This window comes from Parabacteroides sp. APC149_11_2_Y6 (assembly GCF_054506995.1).
Genome location: NZ_CP173709.1, coordinates 1,257,008 through 1,272,639 on the forward strand (window position 1 = coordinate 1,257,008; position 15,632 = coordinate 1,272,639).

Here is a 15,632-nt window from a genome sequence, read left to right on the forward strand (position 1 = left end):
AATTAAATCGTTTTTTCAATATTCCACACAAACGCGCGTAGCCCCTGGGCTTCCGTTTGTTTGTCCATTTTGTGCAACAGGTCAAGAAAATGGTCTACTTTTTCGTCTTCGACCATTGTCAGTATGGATGAGTTCAATGTCGGCCATGCATGGCTTCCGTAATGCGGTTCGCCTGTTCTGGAACCGCGTCCCTGGACTTCATCCCAATAGGTGAAACCACGGATATTGTTACGGTCCATGATACTGAGTATCATTTCGTAATACGCCTGATTGAATGATATAAAGATTGCTTTCATAATTTTTGCCAGTTTTTATTATAGTTGTTCCAACACGTTCAGTTCAGCCAGCTTTTTACGCTTGCGTTTTACGCCGTTAGCTGCAAAGATACAATAAACTGTCGGTACGATAATCAATGTGATTAATGTAGATACGGATAATCCCCAGGCTACTGTCATACCCATCGATTTCCACATTTCCGAACCTTCGCCTGTACCTACAGCCATCGGGATCATACCTAATACGGTGGTCAATGTCGTCATCAGTACCGGACGGAGACGGGATTTGCCGGCTGCTACGGCTGCCGTAAGGATGCTTAATCCGCGTTCGCGGCACAGGATAGTATAGTCGATCAATACAATACCGTTCTTCACCACGATACCCATCAACATAATTACCCCGATTAAAGCCATTACACCCAATGGCGTTTGCGTAATGGACAAACCTAAAATCACTCCAGTGAAGGCGAACGGGATGGAGAACATGATTACGAACGGGTCGGTCAGCGACTCGAACTGGGCTGCCATCACGATAAATACCAGAATGATAATCAGGGCCATCAATGTACCGAGGTCTTTGAAGGTATCCTGCTGGTCTTCGTATGTACCACCGATTATATAGCTGATGTCCGAGGGAAGGTGCATCTGTTTCAATTCTTTCTGTGCAGCTTCCACCAGGTCGCTCAATGCTGTTCCCTGCGCGGCAATGGCGGATACGGTGATTACACGTTCACGGTCTTTACGTTCGATTGTGGGAGGCGTCATACGTTCTACTACGACACCTAAGTCGCGGACGCGGATACCTTGTCCGGCATTGTTATATATAATGATATTCTCGAGGTCTTCGATCGATTCCCTGAACTCCGGGGCATAACGTACCTTGATGTCGTATTCGTCTCCATCTTCACGATATTTGGAAGCTGTGGAACCGTTGATACGGTTACGCAGGTACATGGATGCTGTCGTGATGTTCAAGCCGTTGAGGGCAAGTTTCTCGCGGTCGAAATCGATCTGGTATTCCGGGATATAGTCCTTACGGCTGATGTTTACCTGCGAGCAACCTTTGATACTGCCCAGTCTTTCGGCAAGTTCGGCAGCTACAGCGTCTGTCTTGGCAAAATCGAAACCATAGATTTCAACATCCACCGAGGTTTCGCCACCCATCATTCCGGAGCTACCTCCGGCTAATACCTTGAACTCTTTGATTTCCGTATATTCGCTTAAATCCTGACGCATCAACTCGCATATTTCGGTCAAGCCTCTTTCGCGGTCGCCTACACTCGACAGGTTGATGTTGATGGAGATGATATGGGAACCGTTGTCGCTTAATTGAGCGAAGGTGTTATCCGTATCCGCCTGTCCTTCCGTGAAGTTGAATATCTGGATTTCGGGATATTTTTCACGGAATTGTTTGTCTACACGGAGAGCCAGGTCGCGGGCGATTTCCTGACGCGTACCGATCGGCAATTCGATGGTGACACCGATACGGGCATTGTCCTGTGTCGGGAAAAACTCGGTTTTTATTGTAGGCAACAAAAACATACTGGCGGCAAAGATTGCAAATGCACCGAATACGACTGTCTTACGGTGATGCACTGCCCAATAAAGGAAACGGGCATATCCGTGGTCGAGTGCATTCAATGCTTTCTCAATCGGAGTGAAGAACAGCACATATAAACGTCCTTTCTTCGGGTCCAGACGAAGCATCTGGGAACAGAGCATCGGAGTCAGTGTCAAAGCGCCGACTGTAGATACAATCATAATGATACTGACAATCCATCCCAACTGGGTGAACAGGATACCTGCCATACCGGTTACCATAGTCAGCGGAAGGAATACAGCCAGCATGGTCAATGTAGAAGCAATAACGGAGATAGCCACCTCGTTGGTCGCATGTACGGCCGCTTGTTTCGGCCTGCTACCGCGTTCGATATGGGTCGTGACGTTCTCCAGTACCACAATCGCATCATCCACCACCATACCGATCGCTATGGAAAGCGAGCTCAGTGAGATAATGTTCAGTGTATTTCCGGACGCCAGCAAATAGGCGAATGCGGCAATCAACGAAATCGGAATCGTCAGGATAATGATAAATGTAGCTCTCCAGCGTCCCAAGAATACGAATACGACCAGCATAACGACGATGAACGTAATCATAATCGTTTCTTTCAAACTGTCGATTGTATTCAGGATGTTGGTTGAAGTATCCATGATGACACCCAGCTTCACGTCGGAAGGCAGACTGGCTTGTATCTCCGGAAGTTTGGCATGTACCTTCTTGGCAATGTTTACGGAGTTGGCACCGGACTGTTTCTGAATAACGATCATACCTCCCTTTACGCCGTTGTTGTAGGTTTCCTGGGCGCGTTCTTCCACAGAGTCTTCCACCTTTGCCACATCACGCAGGTAGATGTTTTTCCCGTTTTGCGAACCTACTACGATATCCAGCATTTGCCGGGCATCGGTAAACTCGCCTTGTACACGCAGTGAATAGGTATTCGAACCGATATCGATGCTACCACCGGGTGTATTCCGGTTTTCCTGGGCGATAATAGAGGAGATGCCTTCGATGGTAAGCCCGTAAGCTTCCAGTTTATAAGGGTCACAATACACCTGTACCTCACGAATGGGGGCACCGGAAATAGATACGGCACCTACGCCGCTGATACGTGCCAGCGGGTTTGCCACCTTGTCATCCAGGATTTTGTAGAGGGCATTGGTACTCTCTTCCGCTGTAACGGAAAGAAGGAGGATAGGGATATCGTCGGTACCGAATTTGAAGATAATCGGATTCTCGGCATCATCCGGAAGGGAGGATTCTACAATATCCAGCTTGTCGCGGACATCGTTGGTAGCCACGTCTATATCCGTACCATATTCAAATTCGAGGGTAACGATCGAGATATTTTCCCTGGATTGAGAGGTGATATGCTTCAGGTCGCTCACACTGTTCAACACATTTTCCAGAGGCTTGGACACGTTCATTTCAATATCTGAGGCACTGGCTCCGGGATAGGCTGTCATGACCATAATCGTGTTGGTCTCTATTTCCGGCAGCAAGTCTACAGACAATCTGGTTAAGGAAAAAAGCCCGATGATTACGACTGCCACGAAAACGAGGGCTGTTGTTACCGGCTTTTTTACCGCTGTTCCGTATAAACTCATATGCTGTATTTCTTACTTGTCAAGTTCAACTTCCATTCCATTATTCAAACGGCTCTGACCGGTAATGACAACCTGGTCTCCGTCTTCCACTCCGGATATGATTTCATATTTATTTCCCATACGGCGTCCTAATTCTACTTTTTCATAGGATACTTTGCCGTCTTTGTATACATAGATATAGCGGTCGCCGGCGCCGGATTGTTTTACAATAGCCTGGTCGGGAGCCACAACGTTGTTCTTTGTACCGAAGTTCATGGTAACGCGGGCAAACATACCCGGGCGTACCCGTTCGTTTTTGTTCGCTATCTTTATTTCTACCGGGAATGTGCGGGTTGCCGGGTCGATAGTCGGATAAACGAGGCTGACGTTCCCTTTGAATACTTCGTCTCCGTATACATCCAGTTTCACATCGACTTCGTTCCCTTTTTTCACTTTTGTGAAGTAGCTTTCCGACACATGAACCAGCAGTTTGACCGGTTGGATATCTTCAATGATGAAAACAGGATTTCCTCCGCTGTACATGTCTCCGCTATCGTAATTACGTGCAGTTACCACTCCGGTGATGGGGCTTAACAACTGGGTATTCTCATGCAGGTTCTTGTAAGCGGCACGGCTCACTTCCAATTGGGTTTTCTGGGCATCCCAGGCAGATTTGGAAGCACCGCCCACTTTGTATAGTTCGTCGATGCGTTTAAATTCAAGTTCCTGGTTGTCGAGTTGTATCTTGGCTTGCTTCAGGTTGGTTTCATCCATTTTGACGAGCACTTGTCCGGCTTTCACATGGTCGCCTACTTCGGCAAACAACTTGACGATGCGGACCGGGCTTTGAGGAGCGATGTTATTGCTTATGTTCGCTTTTACTGTGGCGGTAAACTCTCCGATCTGGTCTACATTCCGGGCAGATACGGTTTCCACTTTTACCTTGACCTTCTCCTGAACGGTTTCTGTATCGGCTTCTTTCTTTCCTCCTGCACATGAAGCCAGCAGAGCCAGGGAAATGAACGGCAAGACCTTGTATATTTTTCTTGTTTTCATATTGTGATTTATATTTATTCTGTTTGTATTCATTTATATTGTTATTGATGTTCTTGTCCCATAATTTTCTCCAGATCGGATTTCGCTACGATGTAGTTGAAAATTGCTTGGTTGAAATTCAGCCGTGCTTGTGTAAGAGCCAGCTCGGCATCATTCATTTCCAGTAGCGTTCCGGCACCGGTATCGTATCGTTTCTGTGAAATCAGGTATCCGCGTTCCGCCTGTTCAACCCCTTTACGGGCGGCATCGAATTGCTTGACGCAGGTATTCATATTATCTATATTCTGCTTAACGGCCAGTTGCAGGTTCCGTTCGGTATCTTCCCTTTGCAGGTTCAGCTGTTCCATGGATACGCGGGTTTGCCTGATTTTATAATATTTGCTTCCGCCAGTAAATATGGGAATGCTCAGGGACACGCCAATCACGGAATAAGGATTCCAGCGGTAATCTTTGAACTTGAAATCGTTGTTCATAGAGGTCCACTGGTACAATCCGGTAAGAGACAAGGTAGGCAGGTAGTCGAACTTCTGCATCAGCAATGTTTTGCCCAATTGTTTGCTTTGGATATCCAATTGCTTCAAATCCGTATTATTGGCCAGTGTGGTGTCGGTGGACAGGAAATCTGCAAACAGCTCATTTTCGTAATCCGTTAATGTACCGCTGCATTCAATACCTGTATCCAGGTCCATACCCAGTAATGCTTTTAGTTGCCATTTGGCCAGGGTAAGGGCATTTTGTGCCTGAAGCATGTTCGGTTCGCTGTTCTTTACCGTTACATCAGCCCGTATCAGGTCAAATTCGGCTACTGTACCCTGTTCGTACTTTTTCTTGATGTCCAGGTAGTTTTGCATGGCATTGTCGTAGCTCTCCTTAAATACCTGATAGGAATCGTTGGCCAGCAATACATTATAATAGCTTTTCTTTACCTGGTTCACCATCGCTATTTTGGATGAACGGGCTTGTTCTACCGCCAGTTCCACATCGATACCGGAGATAGACAGGCTTTTCCACAAAGAGGCATTGACAAGCGGCATGGAGGCATTGAAGCCAAGGCTCCAGTTGTTATCGCGCCCTACTTTGATGCCTTTGCTCAAATCGACATCAGAGGAACTTCCATTGGAACTTTCCGGGGGCGTTTCGGTACCCATTCCCATACCTGAATCGAAACCGTCCATGTACATTACCTGTTTCTTCAATGTACGGTTATAGTCTGCCCCAAAACTTATCTGGGGGAATAAAGCGGCATAGGAACCTTTTTTCGCATACTTTTTCTTTTCTATTTCCTTGTTGGCAACTTTTACGGTCGGATTTTCGCTCAACGCAATCTCTAAAGCCTTTCCTAAGTCAAGACGGATGGTGTCCTGAGCTTTAGATTGGCTAAAGAGCATGAAGGGCAAGAGCAGTGTCGCTGCCCAGGTCATCTTTTTTCTGCTTAGTTGTTTCATTTTAAATAAGTTTGAATATGAAAAACTTTTATTCTTCTGATTGGTATTTATGTTTTAATAAATAACGGTCTAATATCGCAATACCTTTGTCTGTGGAAATTCCCCGGAGAAAGGTAAATACAATCGTATTGAAAACTTCCTTTGTGGAATGTTTGCAAAATGTGTTGGACGGACGTATCATTTTTGCCTGTTCCTTAGCCAGTAGGGCTACGATTTCAAAATTGATATCCGGCTGGAATACCCCTTCCTTCACACCTCTGGCTAATAACTTCGTGCACTTTTTCTGAAATGCCGATTTCTCTTTTTCTTTTTTCAGTAGTGCTTTCGGAAAATGCTTCAGGTCATCATAAAATTTCTGGTTGAACCAACGTGTATGTTTCATCAACTCTTCATAAAACAATAGCATAACGTCCAATGCCGTAACCGGTTCTTTTTCCAGTTGTTCCATGAAGGTACGCATATGGGTGTAATTTATGTCCATGCTTTCTATCAACAAGGTTTCTTTGTTGTCGAACAGTTCATAAATGGTCCGCTTAGAGATATTCATGTTATGTGCAATATCATCCATACTTACATTCTTAATGCCATATTGAGAAAACAGGTTGAATGCTGTTGACATAATATGTTTTTTTATTACCATAAATTTTATCTGAAATCATTCTTTGTGGGCAAAGGTCGCGTATCTATAGAAAACCGGAAAGGTTTATTCAGTGAAGAAACTGGTTTAAAACGAAAGTGGAATTGGGTGATAATTGGAATATGAGGCTTGTTTGTTGGTAAAAAATGAAACTTTCTTTGGTTTATAGAGAAAATGGTTATCTTTGCTGATAGAACAAATAGATTAAGGATATGAGTATGGAAAAACTTCCTTTAGTAGAGTTGGAGGAATTGAATAACAGTATAATTCATCGTGATAATTTTCAGGACGTTTTATCAATTGCTGATTTAGGAAGAAATTTATTGATGGAAGAGTTGAACCCTGAACATACTCCTCCGATGCGTTTGAATGCGCTTCTCATGGTACTGGCCTTGGAAGGTACGAGTGAAATCAGCCTGGACTATATTCCTTATACTGTAGGTGCGAATAGCTTTGTCACGATTATGCCCAGCCATACATTCCAGTTGAACCGCGTTAGCGAAGATTTTAAAGGAATACTGATTATTGCATCCAAGGATTTTCTGGAAGAATGTAATGTGGGAAACCGGAACCCCTCCCTTGTCAACTATATGACAATCAAGAAAAATCCGTGTACCCAGTTGGAAGCAAAGGAAGCTGTCAAATTGGTGGCTTGTCTGGATGTGATAAGAGGCAAGATGAAGGAGCATACCCATTTTTACCAGAAAGAAGCCGTTACGCTTTCTTTCCTTAGTTTTCTGGTCGAGCTGGCAAATACTTTTATGGGAAAGGCAAACCGGCTGGTGAAGCCTACGCTTACCCGTAAGGAGGAATTGTTTGAGCAGTTTCTCCAACTGTTGTTCGAGCACTGCAAAGAGCAGCATGTGGTTACTTTCTATGCGGATAAGCTCTTTATCACTCCCCAATATTTATCATTGATATTGAAAGAACTGACGGGGAGGTCGGCAAATAAATGGATCGACGATGCATTGATAGTGGAAGCCAAGATCTTGCTGAAAGCTCCCCAAGCCACGGTACAGCAGGTAGCGGATGAGCTTCATTTCTCCGACCAGTCCACTTTCGGTAAGTTTTTTAAGAAACATATGGGGATTTCCCCGATGGAGTACCGTAAGTCTTAACAAACGGTACTCCGGCTATTTTATCTTTTACGGAATTTATACCAGTTGATTAATTCTGATATTCCGTAAATAAGGCTTGCTACGCCAAATATGACAAAGGTATTGGCTGCCGCCCCGAACGGGTAAGCCAGAATCATGATTCCGGTAATAAGAATCAGTATCGGAACGATATAAAAGGCAAAAGGAACCACGCTCCATTTACGTGCCGATACGAGCGAGACAATCTGCTGTACGCCTCCCAGCACCAATAACGCTCCCAGGATATACATCAGGATACTTACGAAGAACTGCGGCATGATAACCAACCAGGCACCGAACAGGATACTTCCAGCCCCGTCGATCGGGAACATGGGACTGGGTTCTCCTTCCACTCTTTCGCGGGTGAAGTAATTCAGTAAAGTGAAAATCCCTGGCAGGATAAAGCAGATACCTATGGTGACAACCAGATAAGTAATAGCAGCTTCGGGCCATAATACTAATACAAGTCCTAATACGATAGCAAAAATACATCGCAGGACAGAACCATTTAAACTCTTCATCTTTATATGTTTTATAATTAGTCTTTACTTTATATAACAGCGAAAGTACACTATTTTCTTTTTCTTTTTGTCACTTTCTCAGATAAAGTATATCTTTCACATTCAAAACATATATGTTTTAATTGCAAAGCATATATGTTTTAAAATCAAATCATATATGTTTTGAAAGGTGTTGTGTGATGGAACAGAAAAAGGAGGAAGTTCGCTATTGGATTGAAAGACTGGGTATGCAACCTCATCTGGAAGGAGGATACTATAGTGAAGTGTATCGTTCGGAATGGTGGATACCGGTTGAGGGAATGCCTGCTCCCCGCAGGGTTCTGACTACGATTTATTATTTATTGGAAGATAAGGCTTTTTCTGCTTTTCACCGTATAAAGTCTCCTGAGAGTTGGTTTTTTCATAAAGGGATGCCTTTGCTTATTTATTCTTTTGAAGAGGGAAAGTTAATTTGCCGTGAGTTATCGGACAGGGAAGAGGGGAGCCTGCAAGTGACGATTGAGTCTGGTATTTGGTTTGCAGCCCGGTTGAAGGGGCAGAAAGGATTTACGCTGGTGAGCTGTGCAGTGGCTCCGGGATTCGAGTTTGAAGATTTTGAATTGGCAGACAGGAAAGATTTATTGGATGGATATCCGGAACATGAGGCTGTGATATTGGGGTTGACAAGGCAGAAATAAAAGGTGAATTTTATCTTTTTATACAATAAAAATACCCTGGTGTCTTTGTGAAGTACACCAGGGTATTTTGTATATATCAATAGTATCCTACAATTTTTCAATCTCATCCAACCAAAGCTTCGCCATTGCATCACTCGGCATACGCCAGTCTCCGCGGGGGGATAAACTAACCGAACCTACTTTTGGACCATCGGGCAGGCAACTGCGTTTGAATTGCTGCTGGAAGAAACGGCGGAAGAAAATATGTAGCCATTCCTTTATGGTTTCCTTGTCATAATTCCCGTTAAATGCTTTCTGTGCCAGATAGAATATTTTGGCAGGGTGGGAACCGAAACGGAGGAAATGGTACAGGAAGAAATCGTGCAATTCATACGGGCCGACTAAATCTTCCGTTTTCTGTTTGATGTTTCCATGTTCGTCGGCAGGTATCAGTTCCGGACTGATAGGCGTATCGACGATGTCCAGAAGCGTCAGGCGGGAAGCCTCGTCCACTTTATAGTTGGCAACCCATTCGACCAGATATTTCACCAAAGTCTTGGGGATACTTCCGTTTACACCATACATGGACATATGGTCTCCGTTATACGTAGCCCAGCCGAGAGCCAGCTCCGAAAGGTCGCCGGTTCCGATAACCAGGCCATTTTCCTGATTCGCCACATCCATCAGCAGTTGGGTACGTTCGCGTGCCTGGCTGTTTTCATAAGTAACATCATGTACCGACGGGTCGTGGTCGATATCTTTGAAATGTTGCAGGCAAGCCTCCTTGATAGATATCTCTTTCAGGGTAACGCCCAGCGAACGGATCAGATGAACGGCATTGTTGTAAGTACGTCCGGTTGTACCGAAACCGGGCATTGTGATACCTATTATTTGTTCGCGCGGAATATTCAACGCATCGAACGTCATTACTGTAACGAGCAAAGCAAGTGTCGAATCCAATCCGCCGGATATGCCGACTACGGCTGTCTGGGCATGTGCATGAACCATCCGTTTGGCAAGGCCGGCCACCTGTATATGGAATATTTCTTCACACCGTTCTTTCAGGGCATCCCCGGAAGGCGTGAAAGGATGCGGGTCTATGGAACGGGTCAGTTCGAATGTTTCAGGAGCCTGCATCCGGAAACCTACGGTTTGCGTTTCCTCTTTCAACAGGGAAGAGGCGCCATACATAAAGCTGGTGTTTACCTGGCGGTCGTTTTGCAGGCTTTCTATGTCAATCTCGCTGATGATAAGTTGCTCTTCCATGGTAAAGCGGGGAGACTCTGCTAATAAGTTACCGTTTTCGGCAATGATACCGTTTCCTGCAAATACCAAATCCGTACTGGACTCTCCGAAACCGCAGGAGGCATACACATATCCCGCCATACTACGGGCTGACTGCTGGCAAATCAAAGCACGCAGATAATTGTGTTTGCCAATCAATTCATTGCTTGCAGACAGGTTGAAAATGATATTGGCTCCTTCCATCGCCAACAGCGAACTGGGAGGAACGGGAACCCAAAGGTCCTCGCATATTTCGATTCCTACGGAAACATCTCCTGAGTTAAACAGTAAATGGCTGCCAAGCGGATAACTTTTGCCACCGATGCAGATACTCCGGTTACGCAATTCCGAAGCGGAAGTGAACCAGCGTTGTTCCTGAAACTCTTTGTAGTTCGGTAAATAGGTTTTCGGGACTACCCCTAAGATTTTTCCTTCCTGGAATACTACGGCAGCATTGATAAGCCTGTTCTCCGTCCGTAACGGAACACCCACAATAGACAAGATGCCGAGGTCTGCCGTATCGGCAATTAGTTTCAGCAATGCCTTTTCCGCATTATCCAGCAAGGTTTGCTGGTTAAATAAATCGAGGCAGGTATAAGCCGTAACAGAAAGTTCCGGGAAAGCCATCATTTGTACGCCCTTTTCAGTGGCCTGTCGCATCAGGTTTTCAATCTGCCCTATATTATAAAAACAATCCGCAACCAGCACATGAGGTACCGCTGCTGCAACTTTTATAAATCCGTAGTTCATAATCTCTGTGTTTTATGGGCTTCAAAGATAGCTGTTTTAGATGAAATATACGATGAAAAAAGGAAAGGTGTAACTAACCGGTATTTGCCTCTGATTTCTGGGAAGTGTTGAATTATTGAAAATAAGATATATGAATGTTATAAATTTTTTCTGCATTATAGCGCTTGGTTTATTTGCTTTGGGCTGTTTTTCTTATTCGGTGAATAAAAGGATTGTTTGTATAAATAAAGAAATATTTTATATATTTGTGTGCATTAGGAAAAAGAGATTCTTTATCTGGATTAAATATAATGAAGAGAAAAATATTGTTGTTATTCTTTATCATCTTGTTTTTGCCTGGTTTTATTTTAGGAAATGAACCGGATACAGGGTTAAAGTTTAATGCACATACTCACTTAGCTGAAAATCGTACATCGTTAGTGCTGGATGCAGGAAAAGGTATAGCTCTGGAACAAGAACTGGCTATATCTTTTGATATGTTGGTGCGTAAGGAAAATTCATATTTTGGATTTATATTCCGGATCATTACGGATACGGACCAAAATATAGATTTGATTTTTTCATTGGATAAGCAGTATAAACCGTTCCCGGAGTTTATAGTGGGGGATAATACGTATCCTGTTACACAACAGGTGAAGACAGAAGAGTGGTTGCCGGTGGAGGTTCTCTTTTTGAAGAAAAAGAAAAGTATTTCATTTACATATGATAGTTTGTCTTTTGAAATTCCTTTTTCATTTGAACATGTGAAAGATGTATATATATCATTTGGAAAATGTAATCATGGAAAATATGCTTCTAATGATGTCGCTCCGGTAGATATAAAGAATATAAAGATAAAGGAAGACAATAAGGTGATCCGGCATTGGCAATTAAGCAAACACAGGGGAGATGTTTGTTATGATGTGGTGTCCGGTAAACAAGCAGTGGCACAGAACCCTTCATGGAAAATAGATGAACATTGCACATGGGAGAAAGTCACAACTATCTCGGTTGACAATAATGTACAGTTGGCTTTTGATCAGAAACGTACCCTGTTATATATAGTACCGGATCAATCCAGGGTAATAGCTTTTAATCTGAAAGCTATGCAGAAGAGAGAAATTAAGGTTAGGAGTGGTTTTCCTGCAGCGGGCAATTTTTCGCAACTGGTTATGGATACTTTACATAACCAACTGATATCTTTTAATATAGATAAAGAAGAGGTCTCCTTTTTCTCGTTTGAGGATTCTTCCTGGACGAAGAAAGACCAGCCTTCTTATGAAAGCGTTTTTTGGCATCATTCTTCTTTATTTTCAATGAATAATGATTCGTCTATCTTTATTTTCGGAGGATATGGAGGATATAAGTATAATAATATACTGGTACAGGTCAATCCGTTTAACAATGTATGGCAAAGACATATGGTTAATAATATATATCCCCGTTATTCAGTAGCGACAGCCATTGTCGGTAAAGATTTATATATATATGGTGGACGGGGAAGTAAAACCGGGCGTCAGGAGCTGGCAACGGAATATATGTATGACTTGCATAAAATAAACATAGAAACAGGTAAAACCACTCATCTCGGGAATTTTGCCTTGGATAAAGCTACTTATCTTCCGGCGGAGAATATGATTTTCAATTCGAAAGACAGTTGTTTCTATTTACTGACGGATTTTGAAGGAGGGCATTTAATGAAACTTTCTTTGAAGGAAAAGAAAGTCAGCCTAATGGGGGATGTCATGGCAGAAAAAATGTCCAGTTTGCATCTGTACAGGAATCTTTTCTATGAACCTGTTGCTTCGAAGATATATGCTGTTTATGATAAGACTCCGCAAAACAGTCAAAAGTCTGTTATTGTATATTCGATGAAATATCCTCCTTTAATGGTATCGGATACTATTCAGCCTTTGGAACCAGGGTATAAAGTTAGCCTTGTATGGAGTATTGTTTTGATAGTAACGATTTCTTTGGCTTTCTTTTTTTATTACAGGAAAAAGAAAAAAATAAGTAAGGTGAATAGTTCTGTCTCTGTAGAGAAGGAGGAAGTTCAGGAAAAAGAATCTTATTTTGATTTGAGTAAACAGAATATCTGTCTGTTGGGTGGATTTTCTGTGATAGATAAAGCAGGCGGGAACATCACGAACAGCTTTAGTCCGACTTTGCGTAATTTGTTATTAGTGTTGATTCTATATTCGGATGGACCTAAAAAAGGTATTATTAGCTCAAAGCTGGATGAATTACTTTGGGGAGATAAGGATGAAAATTCGGCGCGGAATAATAGAAATGTATCTATCCGCAAATTACGTGTATTGTTGGATGTTGTAGGCGAGGTGTCGATTACGACAAGTAACAACTACTGGACAATAACGTTCGGACAGCATGTTTTTTGCGATTACAACGAATTGATGTATTTTTTGCATAACCGGAAAAGCCTGGAAGATAAAACACAGTTTCTTAAGTTTCTGGAATTGGTATCTTTCGGAGATTTATTGCCGAATATGCAGATAGATTGGCTGGATCCTTTTAAATCGGAACTGTCGTCGGCTGTGATTGATATCTTACTGGACTTCTCACAAAAAGAGGATTACAGGCAAAATAATAAAATGATTATTCAGATTGCAGATGCGATTTTTTTCAATGACCCTTTGAATGAAGAAGCATTGCAATTGAAATGTGCCGCTCTATTTAATTGTGGAAAAACAGGTTTAGCTAAAAATACGTATGATAATTTTTGTAAAGAATATAAAAACCTGCTTGCAGTCCAATACGAGAAGACTTTTAATCAGCTTATTGAAAAATAAAATATAAAACAGGTCCTCATTGTTGTGTATTATCTCTGGATGAAGTGTTTTCCAGTGAAAAAACTATGCTTAATCATGAAATTAAGTCCCTTGTTAAGTATGTATTCTCCGGATTATTAAGAAGTCTCCGTTTTATTTGCACTACATTTTTGTAATTAAAAAAGTATGCCATGAAAAGAAGATTTTTGTATGTTTTGTTTACATTCATATTTATTTCAACATGGGTAAGAGGAAACCATTTGGTTGTATCCGGTGGCGAAGGGTATCCTTTGATTTTCCCAGGTACCGGAACGAAGAATATACGTGTATCTGTTCACTTGGATACTCTTTCTTCCGGTGTGGAATTGTATGCAATCGTAAAGAAGGCCAAGGGCGGTGAGGTAATAGGCGAGAAATTTGTAAAGCTGGATACAGGTTTACATCATGATTTGCCAATTGATTTTGAATTTCCTCAATGGGGCTATTACAGGTATGAGGTCCAATTGAGAGATATAATAAAAGGAACTGTAATCGATTCCGTATCGACAAGTATCGCTATTGTTCCGGAAAGGCAGGAAATAGGCCCTTCTGATTTTGGAACCTGTACACATTTTGGACATTTTAAAGGTTCTGTACCTTATGGATTGGATTTGATACGGTTAGTGGGTTTTTCTTCTATCCGGGATGAAATATTCTGGGATCGTGTAGAGCTGAAGCCAGGTGTGTTTTCTTTTGACCCCAGATATGACAGGTATGTGGATGCGGCAGTCGAGAGGGATATACGGGTTTTAATGATTTTAGATTATGGGAATCCGTTACCCGGCGAGAAAACAGCTCATGGATTTCCATTGGATGATAGTGGCCGTAAACGTTTTGCCAGATATGCTGAAGAAATGGTAACACGTTATAAGGATAAGATTTTTCTATGGGAATTATGGAATGAACCGTCCAAAGCCTTGGGAATAGATCCAGGGACCAGCTATTTTGAGTTATTGAAAGAAGTTTATCCGGTAATAAAAGCGGTTCAGCCTCAGGGAGAGTTTATATGTTCTGGAGGGGCGCCCAATTTAGTGGACGGAGCTTATGTCAATCCTATATTTAAACGTGGAGGGGCGTCTTTTATGGATGGTTTTGCCATGCATACATATGTGGCTCCTTATGGTCCGGAAGACGGATATGAAACGAAAGGACATCCGTTTCTGAAAAATGTATCTGTACCCTCTTTGTGGCCTCATTATGGAAAGATGGCTGAACAGCAATCGGATGGGAAAAATAAGCAATTAGATGTCTGGATTACGGAAATGGGCTGGCATTTGGCTGATTCGTTACCTACAAGCAAAGGTGAGTCTCTTTTTATCGACGAATATCGCCAGGCGGCTTATATAACCAGGTTGTTTTTGTTAGCCCGGAGATATCATACGACTAAATGTGTTTATTTGTATGATTTTCAAAACGATGGAGTCGATTTAAAGGAGAAGGAGCATAATTTTGGAATCATAAGAAAAGATTTCTCCCCGAAAGCTGCTTATCCGGCAGTAGCCGTATTATCCCATTTGCTGGCTGAAAAGAAGTTTGCAAGAGCATTACAAGAAACAACAGATACAAAAGTTTTCTGCTATGGAGAAGGCAAAGAAGAAGTAATAGCGCTCTGGAGTGTAAACCGTTATTGGGAGCCGTTGGAAAGCCATAGTAAAACGATATCACTTGATATCGGCAGGAAAAAAATAGGATTGATTGACTGGCAAGGGCAGAAAACAGTTATGGAGTCGGTAACAGGGAAATATACTTTACCCATCTCGGAGAATCCCTCTTTTATTGTATATGAGTAATGTGTAATGAGCCAGATCTGATATAATATATTGGAAAGCAAGGAAAAACCGTAAAATTAATTGATAATTAAGCGGCATTAATTGTGGAAAATCCGGGAAATTAATTGAGTGGCTTTTTCTTTGCTCCTGAAAAA

General features: G+C 42.5%; 11 protein-coding genes. 4 read left to right on the forward strand and 7 right to left on the reverse strand.

The window, feature by feature from the left end; genetic code table 11:
• Positions 1 to 2 precede the first annotated feature (2 nt).
• From ACGE0T_RS05170 to ACGE0T_RS05190, 5 genes are read right to left on the reverse strand one after another with little or no spacing between them, the layout of a single operon-like run.
• Positions 3 to 296, reverse strand: coding sequence for a PG0541 family transporter-associated protein (locus ACGE0T_RS05170; RefSeq protein ID WP_459189470.1), 294 nt, complete (start codon positions 294 to 296; stop codon positions 3 to 5).
• An 18-nt stretch (positions 297 to 314) separates the two neighbouring features.
• Positions 315 to 3,440 carry an efflux RND transporter permease subunit gene (locus ACGE0T_RS05175; RefSeq protein ID WP_459189471.1) on the reverse strand — a complete coding sequence of 1,042 codons (3,126 nt, stop codon included), beginning with the start codon at positions 3,438 to 3,440 and terminating at the stop codon, positions 315 to 317.
• Between the two features lie 12 nt (positions 3,441 to 3,452).
• Positions 3,453 to 4,475 carry an efflux RND transporter periplasmic adaptor subunit gene (locus ACGE0T_RS05180; protein WP_459189472.1) on the reverse strand — a complete coding sequence of 341 codons (1,023 nt, stop codon included), beginning with the start codon at positions 4,473 to 4,475 and terminating at the stop codon, positions 3,453 to 3,455.
• 41 nt (positions 4,476 to 4,516) lie between these two features.
• A complete protein-coding gene (locus tag ACGE0T_RS05185; protein ID WP_459189473.1) occupies positions 4,517 to 5,920 on the reverse strand; it encodes a TolC family protein in 1,404 nt (467 codons plus the stop codon).
• A gap of 28 nt (positions 5,921 to 5,948) precedes the next feature.
• Complete coding sequence (locus ACGE0T_RS05190) at positions 5,949 to 6,560, reverse strand: TetR/AcrR family transcriptional regulator (RefSeq protein WP_459189474.1); 612 nt, start codon at positions 6,558 to 6,560, stop codon at positions 5,949 to 5,951.
• A gap of 215 nt (positions 6,561 to 6,775) precedes the next feature.
• On the opposite strand from ACGE0T_RS05190, the gene ACGE0T_RS05195 reads away from it, so the two are divergent.
• Positions 6,776 to 7,675 (forward strand): helix-turn-helix domain-containing protein, encoded by a 900-nt coding sequence (locus ACGE0T_RS05195; protein WP_459190421.1) that lies wholly within the window; start codon positions 6,776 to 6,778, stop codon positions 7,673 to 7,675.
• Positions 7,676 to 7,695: 20 nt separating this feature from the next.
• Here ACGE0T_RS05195 and ACGE0T_RS05200 read toward each other — a convergent pair whose 3' ends face one another.
• Entirely contained in the window at positions 7,696 to 8,214 is a 519-nt protein-coding gene (locus ACGE0T_RS05200; protein WP_459189475.1) for an HdeD family acid-resistance protein, read from the reverse strand.
• 179 nt (positions 8,215 to 8,393) lie between these two features.
• Between ACGE0T_RS05200 and ACGE0T_RS05205 the strand changes: the two genes are divergently transcribed.
• Positions 8,394 to 8,891: a cupin domain-containing protein gene (locus tag ACGE0T_RS05205; RefSeq protein ID WP_459189476.1), complete on the forward strand. Its 498-nt coding sequence runs from the start codon at positions 8,394 to 8,396 to the stop codon at positions 8,889 to 8,891.
• Positions 8,892 to 8,978: 87 nt separating this feature from the next.
• On the opposite strand, the gene ACGE0T_RS05210 is transcribed toward ACGE0T_RS05205, so the two are convergent.
• Positions 8,979 to 10,904 (reverse strand): NAD(+) synthase, encoded by a 1,926-nt coding sequence (locus ACGE0T_RS05210; RefSeq protein WP_459189477.1) that lies wholly within the window; start codon positions 10,902 to 10,904, stop codon positions 8,979 to 8,981.
• A gap of 290 nt (positions 10,905 to 11,194) precedes the next feature.
• On the opposite strand from ACGE0T_RS05210, the gene ACGE0T_RS05215 reads away from it, so the two are divergent.
• Positions 11,195 to 13,690 carry a hypothetical protein gene (locus ACGE0T_RS05215; RefSeq protein ID WP_459189478.1) on the forward strand — a complete coding sequence of 832 codons (2,496 nt, stop codon included), beginning with the start codon at positions 11,195 to 11,197 and terminating at the stop codon, positions 13,688 to 13,690.
• 170 nt (positions 13,691 to 13,860) lie between these two features.
• The gene (locus ACGE0T_RS05220; protein ID WP_459189479.1) at positions 13,861 to 15,498 is read left to right on the forward strand and encodes a glycoside hydrolase 5 family protein; all 1,638 of its coding nucleotides are present in this window, start codon (positions 13,861 to 13,863) and stop codon (positions 15,496 to 15,498) included.
• Positions 15,499 to 15,632: the final 134 nt, after the last annotated feature.

Bases quoted from the DNA above. Each gene is read 5' to 3' on its own strand.
- ACGE0T_RS05170 (WP_459189470.1), bottom strand. From the start codon at position 296: ATGAAAGCAATCTTTATATCATTCAATCAGGCGTATTACGAAATGATA.
- ACGE0T_RS05175 (WP_459189471.1), bottom strand. From the start codon at position 3,440: ATGAGTTTATACGGAACAGCGGTAAAAAAGCCGGTAACAACAGCCCTC.
- ACGE0T_RS05180 (WP_459189472.1), bottom strand. From the start codon at position 4,475: ATGAAAACAAGAAAAATATACAAGGTCTTGCCGTTCATTTCCCTGGCT.
- ACGE0T_RS05185 (WP_459189473.1), bottom strand. From the start codon at position 5,920: ATGAAACAACTAAGCAGAAAAAAGATGACCTGGGCAGCGACACTGCTC.
- ACGE0T_RS05190 (WP_459189474.1), bottom strand. From the start codon at position 6,560: ATGGTAATAAAAAAACATATTATGTCAACAGCATTCAACCTGTTTTCT.
- ACGE0T_RS05195 (WP_459190421.1), top strand. From the start codon at position 6,776: ATGGAAAAACTTCCTTTAGTAGAGTTGGAGGAATTGAATAACAGTATA.
- ACGE0T_RS05200 (WP_459189475.1), bottom strand. From the start codon at position 8,214: ATGAAGAGTTTAAATGGTTCTGTCCTGCGATGTATTTTTGCTATCGTA.
- ACGE0T_RS05205 (WP_459189476.1), top strand. From the start codon at position 8,394: ATGGAACAGAAAAAGGAGGAAGTTCGCTATTGGATTGAAAGACTGGGT.
- ACGE0T_RS05210 (WP_459189477.1), bottom strand. From the start codon at position 10,904: ATGAACTACGGATTTATAAAAGTTGCAGCAGCGGTACCTCATGTGCTG.
- ACGE0T_RS05215 (WP_459189478.1), top strand. From the start codon at position 11,195: ATGAAGAGAAAAATATTGTTGTTATTCTTTATCATCTTGTTTTTGCCT.
- ACGE0T_RS05220 (WP_459189479.1), top strand. From the start codon at position 13,861: ATGAAAAGAAGATTTTTGTATGTTTTGTTTACATTCATATTTATTTCA.